Raw genomic sequence first — 17,495 nt, forward strand, 5'->3', positions numbered from 1 at the left:
AGAGGCACCTCCTTACATCTCTTCACTTTGTCGCTCGAATTGTTGAGCGTACCAGCCATTTTGTGCCATCAGGCTGTCATGTGTTCCTCGTTCAGAAATCATTCCATCTTGCAAGACGATGATTTCGTCCGCATGTGCCACTGCCGACAAACGATGGGCAACAATTAATGTCGTGGATTGGTGACGATTCGATCGAATCGAATCAATGATATGTGATTCCGTTTTCGCGTCTACCGCTGATAGTGAATCATCCAGCAACAGCAACTCTGGTTTTTTTAACATCGCCCGCGCGATCGAGAGACGTTGCTTTTGTCCTCCTGATAACGTGACGCCACGTTCACCGACCATCGTCTCAAGTCCTTGTTCAAGCGTTTCGATATCTTTTTCAAACGATGCGAGACGAATCGCTTCCTGCAATTCTTCTTCTGTCGCTTCACCTGCACCAAACAGAATGTTATCCCGAACAGATTTTGAGAATAGTAAATGTTCTTGTGACACATAACCCGTCCAACCGCGAACCGTCTCTAGCGCAATATCTTCATACGGTACGCCGTTGACCGTCAGCATATCCCGTCCGATTGGATACTCACGTAAGAATTGACGCAAGAACGTCGTTTTCCCGGATCCCGTTGGTCCGACGATACCGATCGTTGTTCCTTGTTCGATCGTCATATTCAAATCTCGCAAGACCGGATGGGCTGTCTCTGGATACGTGAACGTCAAATCGTTCATCTCGATCCGCTCGGGATGTTCGACGTGTTCCCGCGGTGTCGAAGCAATCAACGGTTTGACTCGCATCGTTGCCTCTAAGCGGTCAAGACTTGCTGTCCCGCGCTGGATGACATTGATTAATTCACCAAAGGCATACATCGGCCAGATCAGCATCCCGAGATAGATGTTAAAGGCGACCAATTGTCCGAGCGTGATGTCGTTCGTAAAGACGAGATATGTCCCGAACGATAAGCCGATCAAGTAACTGAAACCGACGAGCAGCTTGATGATCGGTTCAAACAAGACATCGATTTTTGCGACGTGCATGTTTTTCTCAAAGACATCCGTCGTGACATCGTCGAAGCGTTTAACATCGACTGGTTCTTGTACGAACGAGCGGATGACACGCAGTCCGGAAATCGACTCGACGACCTGGTCATTCATCGTTCCGAATGAATCCTGGGCAGTGATGAAGCGTCCGTGAATTTGACTTCCTAGCTTATTCATCGCGTAGGCGAGAAGTGGCATCGGTAACAAGGCAGCGAGCGTCAGCTTCCAATCGATCGCCACCCCCATGACGACGAGGGTGATCGCTGTCATGTTCAACGAGTCGACGAGCGTCAAGACACCAAATCCAGCTGTCCGCTCGACCGCCTTCAAGTCGTTCGTCGCGAGCGCCATCAAGTCTCCCGTCCGATTCTTTTGGTAGAACGTCGGCGTCAGTTTCAATAAGTGCGTAAAGAAGCGACTCCGAAGTGTCCGTTCTAATAAAAATGCAGTTCCGAATAATTTCGCTAACCACAGATACGTCAAGATGAAGGAAACGATGGAAATGACTGTTAATCCGATGACGTACTGCAAGAGCGTCGCCTGGTCCATCGATCCCGACCGCAATCCGTCGATGACCTTACCGATTAGCCATGGCGGCGTTAAATCGATGAAGCCGGTGATGATCAATAAGACGACTGCTACGAGATACGATGATTTGTGTTCTTTTAGAAACCAACTCAATTGCCGAAATAAACGCATGAGGGTCCCCCCTTTACTGTGAAATGAAGTACTTTTTCCGAGCACGCAAAAAGGCATACGGATTTCCGGATGCAGTCCGAGAATCAGTATGCCTTGAAATGGGCATGATGCATTCTTGTTCGTCTGCGCGCTCGGGAGACGAATCCCCTTGCTCGCACATGAAATGAATTACTTATACGTGCTCAAGAGTCTCCGTCGTATTCAGCTGTTGGATATGAGTGAAACCAATTGGCTTTTTCATAGGACGGTTCCTCCTTTTCTTAGTCTGTGCGTAGAATAGCACAATTGTCGGATAATTGTCAATTTTTCGTCTTGCTTTTATTACTCCGCCTCTTCTTCTTCTTTGACTTGTTCGAGGACTTGAGCGGCTAGACCGTATGGAAATCCTTTTCGGACGAGTGCTTGCTTGACTTTTTGTTCGCGTTCGAACGGTTCAAGTTGTCGGTATTTCGGATAATACTTGCGCGCTTGATAAAGGGCCGCTTGTTCTTCTTCGTCACCTTCTTCAGCTCGAAACACCTCTTCAATGCCCGCTTTAATCAAATCGGACGAAAACCCACGCTGCATGAGCGTTAACTGCAACTTTTGTGTCAGTTCCCGCACGGAACGCCGTTGCAGCTCTTTTTGCTTTTGCCGCAAAAACTTCAGGACTTTTTCGTATTCCTCTTCATCCGTAAACGTCACGATCGCTTCATCAATCGCTGTCTTCGGTATTTTCAATGCCTCAAGGTCGCGGCGAATCCGTCCCGGACCTTGAGGTGTCGTCGCTTTTTTCGTTGCCGTATAAGCAAGTGCGAACTGTTGATCATCCAAATAGCGTTGCTCCGTCAATCGATCGATTGCATGTTTGATCGCATGCTCCGGTGTCTCTTTCTCTGTTAAATAGGCGACGACTTCACTCGTCGCCCGCATGCGGTACGATAAATGATTCAACGAGAGACGATACGCTTTTTGCTGTTCTTCAGCCGTTAACACTTCCTTGACGAAGTCGTCATCCAGTTCCTTATCGCGTTGTAGATTGTATTTAATTAAGATATCGACGTCTACGGCAAAGGCATATTCCTCTTTGCCATCACGCTCGACATAGATGTTGAATCGTTCGCTGTTCTTTTTCTGCGTCGAAATCCGTTTGATCTTCATTTCGTTCCCTCCTCTAACCTGATTCGGTAGTTCTACGATATCATGAACAGGCAGGTCTATGTTTGAGTGAAACCATGGAACGGGAACAAATGGAAAGAAGCTACTTTTACTTATTTAGGGAGGATGGATTACATGAACATTGCGATTACCGGTGGAACCGGTATGATTGGTCAAGCCTTGACGAAACGTTTACTAGATCAAGGACATCACATCTTTATCTTAACGCGTCATCCGAAAGCAAATGACGCGCATGTCACATATATCAAGTGGATGACAGAAGACGCAAAACCGGAACAGCACTTAGAAGGCGTCGATGCCTTTATTCATCTTGCTGGTGCTTCGATCAACGACGGACGTTGGACAGATGAACGCAAACGCGTCATTCTCGACAGTCGCGTCAGCACGACGAAGGAGCTCGTTCGAATCGTTGAAGCACTCGATCAAAAGCCAAATGTCGTATTGTCTGCTTCTGCGGTTGGCATTTACGGACAAGATCGGCATCAAACATTCTCCGAAGATCAACCACTTCCACCGACCGCTGACTTCTTAAGTCATGTCTGTGTCGCGTGGGAAGACCTTGCCCGCCCGATTGCTGACGCTGGCATTCGACTTGTCCATCCACGAATCGGTGTCGTCCTAACGAAAGCCGGTGGCGCTTACCCATTAATGCGCCTGCCCTATGTCTTGTTTGGTGGTGGGACGATGGGCGACGGAAAACAGTGGGTCTCTTGGGTCCACATCGATGATTTAGTCGATTTATTCGTATTCGCACTTGAGACCCCGACAGTCGAAGGACCGCTGAACATCACTGCTCCTCATCCGGAGACGATGCGGCGTTTCGGACAGACGATCGGAAAAGTCTTACATCGCCCACACTGGCTCCCGGCGCCACGCTTCGCGTTAGAACTCGCACTCGGTGAAAAGAGTACGATTGTACTAGAAGGAGCTCGTGTCGTTCCGAAAAAAGCGCTCGAAAACGGATACAAGTTTCGGTATGCTGAACTAAAGGATGCATTGCGAGCAATCGAGCATTCAAACTAGTACAGGGGTGGACGATACTTGGATATCTTAATTCGAAATGCACATATCTATCCGATTACTTCGGACAGTTTTTACGGGGACATCCGCATTCGTGATGGGAAAATCATTGAAATCGGTGAATTACTGGATCACTTAGAAAACGATCAAGTCATTGAAGCAGAAGGTCACTTTTTATTACCCGGTTTCATCGATGCCCATACACATCTCGGATTATATGACGAAGGTACCGGAACCGTCGGAAATGATGCGAATGAGACGATTTTTGCGATGACCCCTCATCTGCGTGCCATTGATGGCGTGTACCCACTTGATGAAGGATTTAAGGAAGCCGTCGAACACGGGATCACGACCGTTCAAGTCATGCCCGGTAGCATGAACATCATCGGTGGTGTCACGAGTGTCATCAAGACGCACGGACGGTTCATCGATGATATGATTCTTCGAAAGTACGCGGGTCTGAAGGTTGCGCTCGGTGAAAACCCAAAGCGTGTCCATAGTGCTGGTCGCGCCGGTGAACTGACACGGATGGGCATCATGGGGATGTTGCGCGAAGCCTTTCTTGAAGTTCGGACACAACGAGTTTCCGAAACGTTCGCTCACCAGATGATCAAACGGGTCCTTGATCATAAAATGCCGCTTCGTGTACATGCGCACCGAGCAGATGATATCCTTTCTGCCATCCGTTTTGCGGAAGAGTTCGATCTCGATTTGCGTATCGAACATTGTACGGAAGGTCATCTCGTCGCAAAAGAGATGGAACAATTACCGATCGAAAAAGTGACGGTCGGACCAACCTTCACGCGAAAGTCTAAAATTGAACTGAAGAATAAGACATGGGAAACTTACCGGATTCTTCATGAGCATGGTCTCGAGATCTCCATTACGACCGATCATCCGTACACCCCTGTCCAGTACTTGAATCTCTGTGCCGGTCTAGCTGCACGAGAAGGTCTACCGGTCGATGTCGCCTTGCGCGCGATCACAATTCATCCAGCTCGCTCACTCGGTGTGGACGATCGCGTCGGATCGATTGAGATCGGAAAAGACGCGGATCTCGTCCTGTGGAGCCACTTTCCACTCGACTATTTAGCGAAGCCGCTCATGACGATGATTGACGGAAAAATTATTTTTGAACACGCTCAACTGAACTTGACTTAACCCTACCCCCGCCAGGTGTTTTTTGCACCTTTCGGGGGTTTTGAACGCTTACGGAAAACATCTTGTTTTTGTATCTTTTTTCACAAAAATTATTTTCTTGCAATTTTAAAAAAAGAAGGTAATATTATCTTATCCGACAACTGAAGAAGGCATACCATGCGCGGTTCAAACGAGTCAGACAGGTAGCTTTCGACAATCATTCTTGCGGTCCTAAAAGGAGGAATGGAAGTATGCTCAAGCAACGGGAGCTGAGCGACTGCGCTGATTTGTTCGAACTGATGCAGCATCAAGACGTATATCCGTACGTCCGCCAAAAAACACGGTACTTTGATGAATTTCTGTTTACTACAAAGCAGGCAATCGAAGAGGAAGAACGTGGTGAAATCGTATCACGTACCATCCTAGATGAATTCGATCAACCGATTGGTACGATTAGTTTACTCGATATCGAAGGACAATATGGGTTTCTCGGTACATGGTTAGGTAAACCGTATCATGGTAAAGGATACAATCATTTAGCGAAAGAAGCCTTCTTCTCTGAGCTGTTCTTTGAGCTTGGATATGAAAGTGTCTTCATGAAAATTCGCAAAAGCAATATTCGGTCACAAAAAGCAGCTGAAAAATTGCCGTATGCGTTCTGTGCGGATGAGTTGCGTCCTGCGCTTCTTGAGCAATTGAATGCCGGCGAGACACAGTTCACGCTATATGAAGTCTCAAAATCTAGTTTCCACATGTACATTCATGGTCGGGAGCTCGAAACACTATACGATCACCAACAACTCGAAGCATGAGAGCCTTGTCTCTCATGCTTTTTTGTGTCCACGCATGCGCTTCTAAAGTTTGAAATGGTATGATAAATAAGAAAACTCATCTTTATGGAAGAAACACTTTCTTCTACAGGAAATGGAGCGAAGACTAATGCCAGAATCGTTTAACATTCTCGTAGTAGATGATGAAGCACAAATGCGTGACCTTCTCGTCTCGAATCTTGAAAAAGAACACTACACGACGATGACAGCTTCTAACGGACAAGAAGCGATCCATCTCATTCAACAAAATACATTCCATCTCGTTCTACTCGATGTCATGATGCCGGAAATGGACGGCTTGACAGCATGTATGCGTATCCGTGAGTTCTCAAACGTTCCGATCATCATGCTGACGGCACGTTCGGACGAGCTCGATCGCATTCACGGTCTGAAAATCGGAGCTGATGACTATATCACAAAACCATTCAGCCCTCGAGAATTGCTTGCTCGCATCGAAGCGACGCTTCGTCGTTCTCACCGCTTTACAGTTGATCAATCGGCTACTTTAACGCTCGGTATGCTTGAACTCGATACGGAAAGTCGGAGTGTCCACGTCAATGGCAAGCCGGTCAGTCTGACGCGTAAGGAATTTGATTTGTTGCATCTGTTCGCTCAAAACAATGATAAGGTCTTTTCTCGTGAACAGTTACTCGATCAAATCTGGGGTGCGGATTATATCGGGAACTTACGGACGGTCGATACACACATCAAAACACTTCGCTTAAAGCTCGGGGAAGCTGGTGGCTCGATTCAAACGGTCTGGGGCATCGGTTATAAATTCGAGGAAGTATGATTAAGCGCTATACGATCCGGCGCCGGATTTGGATCACGATTTGGTTCACAAGCGTTTTTTCCGCTATTTTATTCGTCCTGCTGACGTTCTATCTCTACGACCGGTTCTATCTTCAGACGCAGGAAGATATCTTATTGAACCGAGGCGAAAAGCTGATCAACATTTATGAATCTGAAGGATTATCTGGTGCTTTTTACGATGGAATGACTTATACGAATGAGTTGACGGAATCGAAAGTCTTCTTTATCGATTTCCTGAAGAAAAATCCAGCTGGACTGCGCTTTTTGACGAATGCGGATATCGAAGAACTTCGAAACGGTGAAACCGTCGTCTCCAGTCGGACCCATCCGATTGAAGGAACGGACATTTTGATGACCGGATTTCCGATCATCGAAAACAATCGACTGGTCGGTACATTGATTTTATATCTAGAACTCGGTCAAATCAGTGAACCATTCCGCCCACTCCGCCTGATGATCTTCTTCATGATCGGACTGATCGTCTTGAATCTCGTCATCTTCGGACGACAAATCATCGATACGATCATCCGTCCGTTGATCGACATGAAGCGCGCCTCGACTGTTTATGCACAAGGTGACTTTGATTATCGGATTCCGATTCAATCGGACGATGAGATCGGAGAACTCGCAGAAACATTAAATAAGATGGCGGAATCGCTCGGAGAAGTCGACGAGCAGCGGAAGGAGTTCCTCGCGAACGTCAGTCATGAATTGCGGACACCACTCTCCTACATCCGTGGCTATACGGAGATGATGCAGGATGATTCGCTCGAGGAAGAAAAGCGTGCGCAGTATTACCAAATCATCGAGCGAGAAACGGAACGTCTGCAACGTCTCGTCAATGATCTACTCGATCTCGCTCAACTTGAACGCGATTCCTATCCGATGTCGAAACAACCACTTGTCTTCAGTCAAGTACTTGAAGATGTCATTTACCGGATGGAACCCATCGCCCAGTCAAAAGGAGTCACGTTCGTCATGAATCTCGACCCGGATCAAATTGTCTTAGGCGATACGGACCGCCTTGAGCAAGTCTTCGGCAATTTACTCGATAACGCCTTACGGTACACACCGCCTGGAAAACAGATTTTCTTATCGACTGAAACGATCGGCGACCGGACGCATTGTCTTATCCGGGACGAAGGAGAAGGCATTCCGGAAGAGCATCTTGATCGACTGACAAAACGTTTTTACCGTGTCGATAAATCACGGACGCGTAAAGATGGCGGAACCGGTCTTGGTCTTGCCATCACGAAACACATCATCGATCGTCATGATGGGACAATCCGGTTCGACTCCGTTCTTGGAGAAGGAACGACTGTCCACATCGAGTTACCGCTTCTTCCGGATGAAGAGGATGGATTCGAATGATGGAACATCATGTCATCCAAACCTTTGAACTCTTCGGACCGTTCGCTCCGTTCGTTAGTATCTTATTCGGCGTCGTCGTCAGTGTACTTGGTGTCCTACCGAGTACGTTCGTCACCGCTGCGAATCTCGTCTATTTCGGTCTATGGATGGGCACATTGCTCTCTTTCATCGGTGAAGTCCTAGGTGCGGTTTGTGCGTTTCTACTTTACCGAAAAGGACTGCGGTATGCCCTTCGTCGCCCACTTCCGGATCGATTCGCTCGTTTGCAACAAAAACTACAAGCACAACAAGGACGCGAAGCTTTTTTGACGATCATCTTGCTGCGGCTGTTACCGTTCGTCCCGTCTGGCATCGTCAACATCGTCAGTGCTGCTAGTGGTATTTCCATCCTACTTTTCCTGACTGCGAGTACGATCGGAAAAATTCCAACCATGTTAATCGAAGTGTTCGCCGTCCATCAGTTCATGCAATCCTCATCCATCATCCAATGGTCGATTGCAGGCGTGGCACTCGTTGGTTATCTGGCCTATCGTATTCAACAAAAACGAGCATCATCGATATAAAACTACAGATTTTCTGAAAGGAATTATCGTTCATGGAGTTAAGACGTTTTGGAACATCCGACCTACTCGTATCCCCGCTTGGGTTCGGAGCTGGTCACATCGGCGCAGAACAGATGACGGATCGCGAAGCAGTTTATTTACTCGAACAAGCACGTGATCTCGGCATCAATCTGATCGATACAGCACGCGGCTATGGCTTATCGGAGCAACGCGTCGGACAATTTCTAAAGAATCGTCGTCACGACGTCATTCTGTCGACGAAAGTCGGCTATGATGTTCCCGGTACGCAGGACTGGACCTTTGAAGCGGTCCATGGTGGCATCGATCAAGCCTTACAGACGATGCAAACGGATTATCTCGACATCGTACACCTCCATTCTTGTAGTCGAGAAATTCTCGCCCAGGGAGATCTCATCGAAGCGCTTGACCAAGCAAAACAAGCTGGAAAAGTCCGCGTCATCGCTTATTCCGGTGATCGGGAAGACTTAACATATGCTATCGAAACGAATCGCTTCGACAGTTTCCAAACGTCATTCAATCTATTTGATCAACGTGTCGATGAAGTCCTGCCCACCCTTCTAGATCACGGTGTCATCGCCAAGCGTCCAATCGGTAACGCCCCGTGGCGATTCGCAGAGCGTCCGGTCGGACAGTACGTCGAGCCCTACTGGGAACGTGCGCAACAACTCGCTTATCCACTCGAGGAATCCAGTTGGCTTGAAACTGCCCTTCGTTTCACGGTCTTTGAGCCAGGGATCACGACAGCCATCATCGGTACGTCTCGACCAGAACACCTCGCGCTGAATCAGCAACTGATCGAGCGCGGTCCACTTCCTGTTGATCGTGTTGCTCGGTTGAAGGAACGCTTCGCTGAGTGTGACGCGACGTTCGGTTATCTTTCGCAAACATGATAAAAAGCCCGTATGTCCACTCGTTCAAAGAGTGCATACGGGCTTGTTACTTAGAACTTTTTCTTTTTCTTTTTTTCGAGCACGACGATTGCTTCGACGTGCGCTGTTTGTGGGAACATATCGTACGGCTGAATGTACGATACCTTGTATCCCGCTTTCATCAAGTGATCGCAATCGCGCGCAAGCGTCTGCGGGTTACACGAGACATAGATGATTTTTTTCGCTTTAGACGAGATCATCGCGTTCAACAATTGTGTATCGCAACCTGAGCGTGGTGGGTCGACGATGAAGACATCTGGAATCCAGCCTTCCTTGACCCAACGCGGAATCCAGGCTTCTGCCTTACCGACGACGTAGTGGGCATGGTCGAATCCGTATTGCTTCATGTGCGCATTGGCATCTTCGACAGCTTCTTCAATGATTTCCATGCCGCGGACTTCTTTTGCTCCTTTAGCGATCCAAAGTCCGATTGAACCAACACCTGCGTAGGCATCAACGACACGTTCTTCGCCTGTCAAAGCAGCAGCACGCGCAATTTCTTCATACATCCGCTCTGCTTGTTCCGGATTCAATTGGAAGAAGGCACGCGGAGACAATTGATACGTGAATTCCCCCATCTCTTCCTCGATCCGTTCAACGCCACGCAAGACTTCCGTCTCTTCTCCGAAGACACGTGATGTCAACTTATCATTGATGTTCAGTGCAACCGAGACGACACCTGGAATGTCCATGATATCGCGCGATAAGCCCTCTAGATCACGGAAGCCGTCTTTAAAGGCAACGAGCACGACTTGAATTTCGCCCGTTTTGATTCCTGTCCGGACGACGATATGGCGCATGACACCGTCTTGTTTTGATGCATGGTATACGGGTACTTTATAGTCATTGAGTAATTTCGTGACAGCTTGGTTGACGCGAAGCGTATCCTTATTTTGGACGACACAATCATCAATCGCGACCAAACGATTCGAATTCGCAGAATAGAGACCGCTAACGATTTCATTGCCTTGTTTCCCGACGACGAATTGCGACTTGTTGCGGTATCCCCACTCCTTCGAACCAATCGTCGGGCGGATATCGGCTTTTTCGACATTCAACTTCGTTGATTTCAAGAAAGCGTTGCGAAGCATTTCTTCCTTATAACGCAATTGTCCATCGTAACTCATGTGTTGTAATTGACAGCCGCCACAGACACTATAGACCGGGCAAAGTGGAGTAACACGGTCTGGTGAACGATCGTCACGCTTTAAGATTTTTGCATTCGCATAGTTCGCATGAATTTCCGTGATCTCGATCTGTGCTGTCTCACCGACGAGTAGACCTGGGATGAAGACGATTTGTCGTTCAAGTGTTGCGATCCCTTCACCGTTGATTCCCATTCGTAGACAAGTGACCGAACGGACCTCACCCGTCTGTAATTTGATTTTTGTTGCCATTGATTTCATCCTTTCTCTTTACGCAAATGAAAAAGCGGTCTCAATCTACCGCTTTTTTCGTTTCTTCTTGTTCTTTCATATCCTTTGCATATCGAACGACCTTCGCCTTGAGTTGATCCAGTGATACGATCAGTCGTTCCAAATCTTCGATATCTGATGATTCATCGAGTGAATCGATTGTATGACAGAGAAGCTGCATTCTTGATTTTAGCACATTCATTTGACCAAGTTTATCAGTTCTTGCTTTTCCCATTATTCAGACTTCCTTTCTTCCGCTGGATTCCGACGTTATTTTAGCATACGATACGAAGTGGAGCACTAAAAAGGAGGAGTATCTATGTCACATTCATCACCCATCACGATTGCGAACGATCCGTGGGAAGCTTATCGCGACATTGAACAATACGGCACGGTCCGTTTGACGAACATTGAAGTCACGACAACAAAACTGTGTAACATGCGCTGCGAACATTGCGCCGTCGGTTACATGTTATCCAGTAGCGAGTCACCCGAGATTCCAGTCGAGCTACTTATTCAACGTCTGGATGAAATCGAACACCTGCGTGCCTTCTCAATCACCGGCGGCGAACCGATGCTTTCAATGAAGTCCATCAAGGAGTACGTTGTCCCTTTACTTAAGTATGCCCACGAACGTGGTGCTAAAACCCAAATCAACTCAAATTTAACACTTCCGTTATCTCGCTACGAATTAATCATTCCTTATTTAGATGTCTTGCACATCTCACATAACTGGGGAACAGCTGATGATTTCATCGATGGTGGCTTTGCGATGATGGAACGAAAACCGTCACGTGAAGCACGGACGAAGCTTTTCGAGACGATGAAAGAGAATGCCCGTGTTCTAAATGCACGTGGTGTCATCGTTTCTGCAGAGACGATGATCAATAAACGGACATTACCACACCTTGAAGCGATTCATAAGGAAATCGTCGACATGGGCTGTGTCCGCCACGAGGTGCATCCGATGTACCCCGCTGACTTCGCGTCGATGATCGAAGCAGCTAGCTTGCCCGAAATTCGCGACGGGATCCATCGTTTGCTTGACGTCCGGGATCCGAACGTCTGGATGTTATTCGGAACACTCCCCTTCTATGCTTGTTCGATGGAAGAGGCGGATTTAGAACTTCATCGTCGATTGCGTCAAGAGAAAAACGTCTCTGTTCGCAATGACCCTGATGGACGTTCCCGTCTCAACGTCAATATCTTTGATGGCGAGATCATCGTCACGGATTTCGGTGACGAACTTGCTTCGCTAGGTACGATTCATGAGACATCCTTCAATGATGCTTATGCCGAGTGGCAAGAGACAGAACTGAATAAAAGCTTGTCATGTCACTGCCCTGCGGTGCAATGCCTTGGACCGAACGCGCTTGTGAAAAACGCATATTACCCTGAGATTGATTTCACAAAACAGTCCAGCCGGCTTTAAAACTAAAAAAAAGGTTTTGAACGATGGCATCCCGGGAAAAATGTCACAAAGTAGACACATTCTGTTTTTCTAAAAGGGGTGACCGGGATGGAATGGCTCGTAGGTATTGTCGCAATCATCGGTACGTTCAGTATGGTCTTGTTCGTCATGATGGTTGGTATTCGCGCTTCACACAGCATCGAACATGATGAAGTATTCGACCAGACAGACTGGGACGAACATCTTCTGCATATGCCGCGTCCGACACGTTTTGAACAAGAAAATAAATGAAGCACGCCCCGGTCTCCCGTTTCAGAGACCGGGGCGTGTTATGCTAAAAGAAAAAAGAAAGGTCGTCGTTACTTGTGTCACGTCGTTTTGCTCTTATCTTATCGATCGTCTTCATTTCCGGATTCACGCAAGGTCTGCTGATTCCACTGTTATCTATTTTACTTGAACGCCAAGGAACCCCCGCTTTCATCAACGGTCTCAGCGCTGCCGTTCTCTATATCGGTGTCATCGTCGCCGCCCCTCTCATGGAAGGTCCACTACGACGACGTGGTTATATTCCGGTCATCTCGTTTGGACTCGCTCTTGTTGCAGTAGCGGTTTTCTTATTTCCACTTCTTCCAAGCGTCATTGCTTGGATGATTTTACGGTTCCTCGTCGGATTTGGTGATCAGACGTTACACTATGGATCACAGGTTTGGGTGACGTCCATTACCCCAAATGAACGGTTAGGACGAACGATGTCACTATACGGGATGGCATTCGGTCTCGGTTTTGCTCTCGGTCCTCTTGCGGCACCTCTCGTCGATGTCATCAACTGGCTACCATTCGTGTTGACTGGTACATTGACTGTCATCGTCCTGATCTTGTTATCGCGTATGCCGAACGAAAAACCGTCATCCGTCATGCCGGAGGAGCTGCAAAGCGCCGCCTCACGGTATAAACTTGTCCTATCAACTGCTTGGTTCACGTTACTTCCTGGCTTTACATATGGTTTTCTCGAAGCCACACTGAATGCCAGTTTTCCCGTTTTTGCGACGCGTAACGGGTACGGTCTATCTGAGACGAGTACCTTGATCACGACATTCGTCGTCAGCTCGTTGATCATGCAACTTCCACTTGGACGACTTGCTGATCACTTCGGAAAACGTCGGACGTTAGTAACCGTTCTTTCGATTGGCTCCGTTGCTTTCCTTATCGCTTGCTTCGTCTTCGAACGATACGGTTGGTTATTCGCAATTTTTGCTATTAGCGGGATGGCACTTGGCTCGACGTACTCGCTCGGTGTCGCCTATATGACGGAACAGTTACCGCGACACCTTCTTCCGACGGGCAACTTGCTTGCAGGGATTGCCTTTAGTCTTGGTTCGATCCTTGGACCGATTGCTGGCAGCATGTTCGTTCTGCTTCCAGCTATGCTTTATTTCAGTCTATTCGTTCTGGTTCTAGCGACACTTGCGTTTCTCTTACGATACGCGAAACGTCACGAATCATCCCGGATCTAAAACAAAGGATCTTGCGCTAATGATGCGCAAGATCCTTTGTTTTATTTCACGATTCCTTCTTGCCGAAAACTCCGCCAGAGCTTATCGTCGATCGCATACGGCTGTTCTTTTGCACGCTTCAGCTCTTCTGTCTCGAGCAGCACGACGACCTCTCGACCGTTGATTGACCACACTGAATCGTAACCTCTCTCCGCCTCGATGATTTCCACATCCACATCTCCATGGGTTTCCTTCAATTGTTGACTGACGCACGTTACGACGAACCGGGCAAACTCATCACGTGGACGACGAGTGGCAATGATCTTTCGAACGATCTCATTCCGTTCCATTCGTTTTCATCTCCTTCCGTTTTATAGTCGCACTAGCCTTTCAGACAAGGCCGAATCGGTCTTCACTTGACCGTACAGAAAAAAGCCGAACGGGTCGGCTTGAGCAATGAACGATTGGGAGTTACTTTGATTGAAACTATTTTTGCACGATTCTGAATCTTCGTCAACCTCGCTTTTGAAACCATACAGGAAGGTACGTCGAGACTAAAATACCACTGACGACGAAGAGTAACCCAAGCAACGCTTGCGGTGGAATCGTCTCGCCGAGAATCAAGGCCGATAAACTGACACCATAGATCGGTACGAAGAACATGAACAACGACACTTTACTGACTGGATTATATTTCATTAGTAAGTTCCAAAGCGTAAATCCAGTCGCTGATAAGAAGGCAAGATACACGAGCATCCAAGCACTTGTCGTTGAAAAGGTAAACGGTGCGACATGACCATCGAGAATGACTCCTGCGATAAAGAGACCGATTGATCCAATGACCATCGCCCATCCTGTCATCGGCGCCACCGGATAACGTGCTGAGTATTCTTTCGCGATCAAGTTACCGAACGCCCCGGAAACCATTGCCGCAATCAACAGCCCTTCCCCTATACCGAACGAGACACCTTGTCCACCTTGCGGCCAGTTGGCCAAGATGACACCTGTGAATCCAAGGAATAAGGCGAGTCCTTTAAATCGATTCAGTCGATCGTCTTCGTATCGAAAATGAGCAAGTAACATCTGGAAGAATGAGGTCGATCCAGCGATGATTGATCCTTGCACTCCCGTCGATAAGGAGAGACCAATATAGAAGAAGACATACTGCAAGAACGTCAAAAAGAAGCCGAGACGACTATAGGCGTAGGTCCGCTCCTTCAGTGTAATCGTCTGTTTGAAGACGAAGACACTGACGACAAGTAATAACACACCTGCTAAAAAGAAACGATAGCTTGCAAATAGCAATTGCTCTCCGTATTCCGAAGATGTGATCTGTAATAAGTCATAACTTTTTTTAATGAAGGGAAATGCACTGCCCCACAAAAAAGTCGTCAGTAACGCAAAGACGACGAGTCCAATCCGATGGGTTAAAATTTTTTGCATCTTTCTAGTTCCTTTCCTGTTCCTTTTCACTGAAGCATGGTATAGTAATTCTACAGATAATAATAATTATAATCTAGAGACAATGAAACTCATTATCAATCAGTTAAACTCATTGATATATCACATTCTCATTCTCTTTCTATAATGATTTCATTTCTCATTTACATTTTGAAAGGAGTTTTAATATGACGACTTCCACTACTACCGATGTTCAACAGCGTTCCGTATTCCGTCATGCTTGGGATGAGCATCACGAATTGATTCTAGCATTGTTTAGCGGAATATTGATTTTAGTTGCTTACGGACTTGAAAAATTCAATGCGGCATCTGCCGTATATGTCACATTGTACTTATCGGCTTATGTAATCGGAGGATATGCGAAAGCGAAGGAAGGATTGACGGAGACGTATCAAGAAAAAACGTTGAACGTCGAATTGTTGATGATTTTAGCTGCCATCGGTGCGGCTGCCATCGGCTACTGGATGGAAGGTGCGATCCTCATCTTCATCTTTGCGTTATCCGGTGCCCTTGAGACATACACGATGAATAAAAACGAACGTGCCTTGCAAAGCTTGATGTCCTTACAACCGGAGGAAGCAACACGTCTGAATGCAAACGGTCAACTCGAAGTCGTCGGAATCGAACAATTAGCGATTGGTAACCTCGTCTATGTTCGTCCTGGGGAGCGGATTCCGGTTGATGGTGTCATCATTCGTGGTCAAGCCGCGATCGAAGAAGCATCGATTACAGGAGAATCGATTCCGGTTGAAAAACAAACAGGTGATACCGTTTATAACTCGACGGTCAACATGAATGGTGTCTTGACGATTGAGATGACGAAAGCTGCTGACGAATCGTTGTTCCAAAAAATCATTCATATGGTCCAAAACGCACAAAGTGAACAGTCTCCATCTGCTCAGTTCATCGAACGTTTCGAAAGCCGTTATGTCAAAATCGTATTGCTTGTCGTCGCACTGATGATGGTCCTCCCTCATTACGTCGTTGGCTGGACATTTGAGACAAGTATTTACCGCGCGATGATTCTTCTCGTCGTCGCCTCACCTTGTGCCCTTGTTGCGTCGATTACACCTGCTGCTTTGTCTGCAATTGCCGCATCTGCGAAAAATGGGGTTCTCTTTAAAGGAGGCGCCCACATCGAAACGCTCGGTCAAGTCGATACGATTGTCTTTGATAAAACGGGAACACTGACAACTGGTAAACCTGTCGTCACCGAAAGTCGTTATGCGGAAGGCATGGACGTCCGAATAGTCCAACAAGCGGTCGCTTCCATCGAAGCGCAGTCGAACCATCCACTCGCACAAGCAATCGTCGATCACTTAAAAACCGATGTCCGCGAACCATCAACGTTTAAAGATGTGACAGGATACGGGATTGAAGCAACTGTCGATGGTGTCACGTATCGTATCGGTAAACGGGCGTTCCATGATGGTTTAGACGATCCATTCGTCGCGATCGAACAGTCATTGAAAGAGCAAGGGCATACGATCGTTTATGTCAGCAATGGAGCACAGATCGTAGCGCTTTATGCGTTACGTGATACGATTCGTCCGGAAGCCAAAACAGCGATTGCTGCCTTAAATGATCTCGGCATCGCAACGATCATGTTAACTGGTGATAATCCGGTCACGGCAGCTGCCATCTCACGTGAGGCGGGATTGACGGACTTCGTCGCTGAGTGCCTACCGGAAGATAAAGTACGCTACATCAAACAATACCAAACAGAAGGTCGGACCGTCGCGATGGTCGGTGACGGCATTAACGATGCCCCAGCCCTTGCATTAGCACATGTCGGGATTGCGATGGGTGAAGGAACGGACGCTGCACTCGAGACCGCTGACGTCGTCTTGATGAAAAATGACTTAGGTCGTCTTGCCTATGCTGTTCATAAAGCCCGGAAGATGAACCGGATCGTCAAACAAAACATCACACTTGCGATCGGTGTCATCCTCCTATTGATCGCATCGAATTTGTCCCAGTTCCTCATCATGCCGTTCGCCGTCGTCGGACACGAAGGATCAACGATTCTCGTCATCCTGAACGGTTTACGCCTTCTTCAACAGGATGCTTTACCAAGTCTTCCACAGCGTTCATCTGAAAAACGATTAGCTGCTTAACCATCAAAAAAGC

General features: G+C 47.4%; 16 protein-coding genes and 1 pseudogene. 11 read left to right on the forward strand and 6 right to left on the reverse strand.

Annotation, left to right across the window (positions count from 1 at the left end):
• Positions 1-12: 12 nt before the first annotated feature.
• Both KNQ06_RS14540 and KNQ06_RS14545 read right to left on the reverse strand, forming a co-directional pair.
• Positions 13-1,740 carry an ABC transporter ATP-binding protein gene (locus KNQ06_RS14540; RefSeq protein ID WP_149426887.1) on the reverse strand — a complete coding sequence of 576 codons (1,728 nt, stop codon included), beginning with the start codon at positions 1,738-1,740 and terminating at the stop codon, positions 13-15.
• A gap of 321 nt (positions 1,741-2,061) precedes the next feature.
• The gene (locus KNQ06_RS14545) at positions 2,062-2,880 is read right to left on the reverse strand and encodes a RecX family transcriptional regulator (RefSeq protein WP_149426886.1); all 819 of its coding nucleotides are present in this window, start codon (positions 2,878-2,880) and stop codon (positions 2,062-2,064) included.
• Between the two features lie 132 nt (positions 2,881-3,012).
• Here KNQ06_RS14545 and KNQ06_RS14550 point away from each other — a divergent pair, with 132 nt between their 5' ends.
• The 7 genes from KNQ06_RS14550 to KNQ06_RS14580 all read left to right on the forward strand — a co-directional run bounded on the left by KNQ06_RS14550 (position 3,013) and on the right by KNQ06_RS14580 (position 9,546).
• Positions 3,013-3,921, forward strand: coding sequence for a TIGR01777 family oxidoreductase (locus tag KNQ06_RS14550; protein ID WP_149426885.1), 909 nt, complete (start codon positions 3,013-3,015; stop codon positions 3,919-3,921).
• An 18-nt stretch (positions 3,922-3,939) separates the two neighbouring features.
• On the forward strand, positions 3,940-5,079 hold the full coding sequence (locus KNQ06_RS14555) for an amidohydrolase (RefSeq protein WP_215148656.1): 1,140 nt from the start codon (positions 3,940-3,942) through the stop codon (positions 5,077-5,079).
• A 230-nt stretch (positions 5,080-5,309) separates the two neighbouring features.
• Complete coding sequence (locus KNQ06_RS14560) at positions 5,310-5,870, forward strand: GNAT family N-acetyltransferase (RefSeq protein ID WP_023467300.1); 561 nt, start codon at positions 5,310-5,312, stop codon at positions 5,868-5,870.
• Between the two features lie 127 nt (positions 5,871-5,997).
• Entirely contained in the window at positions 5,998-6,681 is a 684-nt protein-coding gene (locus tag KNQ06_RS14565) for a response regulator transcription factor (RefSeq protein ID WP_023467299.1), read from the forward strand.
• On the forward strand, positions 6,678-8,072 hold the full coding sequence (locus KNQ06_RS14570) for a sensor histidine kinase (protein ID WP_023467298.1): 1,395 nt from the start codon (positions 6,678-6,680) through the stop codon (positions 8,070-8,072). Before KNQ06_RS14565 ends, KNQ06_RS14570 begins: the two co-directional genes overlap by 4 nt.
• Positions 8,069-8,635, forward strand: a complete 567-nt coding sequence (locus KNQ06_RS14575; protein ID WP_215148658.1) for a TVP38/TMEM64 family protein — start codon at positions 8,069-8,071, stop codon at positions 8,633-8,635. The genes KNQ06_RS14570 and KNQ06_RS14575 overlap by 4 nt, the downstream gene beginning before the upstream one ends.
• Before the next feature lie 32 nt (positions 8,636-8,667).
• Positions 8,668-9,546, forward strand: a complete 879-nt coding sequence (locus KNQ06_RS14580) for an aldo/keto reductase (protein WP_215148660.1) — start codon at positions 8,668-8,670, stop codon at positions 9,544-9,546.
• A 50-nt stretch (positions 9,547-9,596) separates the two neighbouring features.
• Here KNQ06_RS14580 and rlmD read toward each other — a convergent pair whose 3' ends face one another.
• The gene (gene rlmD / locus KNQ06_RS14585) at positions 9,597-10,982 is read right to left on the reverse strand and encodes a 23S rRNA (uracil(1939)-C(5))-methyltransferase RlmD (protein ID WP_035398768.1); all 1,386 of its coding nucleotides are present in this window, start codon (positions 10,980-10,982) and stop codon (positions 9,597-9,599) included.
• A gap of 40 nt (positions 10,983-11,022) precedes the next feature.
• Positions 11,023-11,235, reverse strand: a complete 213-nt coding sequence (locus KNQ06_RS14590) for an SE1561 family protein (protein ID WP_023467294.1) — start codon at positions 11,233-11,235, stop codon at positions 11,023-11,025.
• Between the two features lie 84 nt (positions 11,236-11,319).
• Between KNQ06_RS14590 and yfkAB the strand changes: the two genes are divergently transcribed.
• The 3 genes and pseudogenes from yfkAB to KNQ06_RS14605 all read left to right on the forward strand — a co-directional run.
• Complete coding sequence (yfkAB, locus tag KNQ06_RS14595; protein ID WP_023467293.1) at positions 11,320-12,432, forward strand: radical SAM/CxCxxxxC motif protein YfkAB; 1,113 nt, start codon at positions 11,320-11,322, stop codon at positions 12,430-12,432.
• Between the two features lie 87 nt (positions 12,433-12,519).
• A complete protein-coding gene (locus tag KNQ06_RS14600; protein ID WP_023467292.1) occupies positions 12,520-12,702 on the forward strand; it encodes a hypothetical protein in 183 nt (60 codons plus the stop codon).
• A gap of 68 nt (positions 12,703-12,770) precedes the next feature.
• Positions 12,771-13,925: pseudogene (locus tag KNQ06_RS14605) on the forward strand (MFS transporter); the annotation flags it as partial.
• Between the two features lie 41 nt (positions 13,926-13,966).
• On the opposite strand, the gene KNQ06_RS14610 reads toward KNQ06_RS14605, so the two are convergent.
• Both KNQ06_RS14610 and KNQ06_RS14615 read right to left on the reverse strand, forming a co-directional pair.
• Entirely contained in the window at positions 13,967-14,254 is a 288-nt protein-coding gene (locus tag KNQ06_RS14610) for a hypothetical protein (protein ID WP_023467290.1), read from the reverse strand.
• A 163-nt stretch (positions 14,255-14,417) separates the two neighbouring features.
• Positions 14,418-15,347 (reverse strand): DMT family transporter, encoded by a 930-nt coding sequence (locus tag KNQ06_RS14615; RefSeq protein WP_050677392.1) that lies wholly within the window; start codon positions 15,345-15,347, stop codon positions 14,418-14,420.
• Between the two features lie 185 nt (positions 15,348-15,532).
• Between KNQ06_RS14615 and KNQ06_RS14620 the strand changes: the two genes are divergently transcribed.
• Positions 15,533-17,482, forward strand: coding sequence for a heavy metal translocating P-type ATPase (locus tag KNQ06_RS14620; protein WP_215148664.1), 1,950 nt, complete (start codon positions 15,533-15,535; stop codon positions 17,480-17,482).
• Positions 17,483-17,495 lie beyond the last annotated feature (13 nt).

Origin of the sequence: Exiguobacterium sp. s91 (assembly GCF_018618915.1) — a bacterium.
GTDB classification, from domain to species: Bacteria; Bacillota; Bacilli; order Exiguobacteriales; family Exiguobacteriaceae; genus Exiguobacterium_A; species Exiguobacterium_A abrahamii.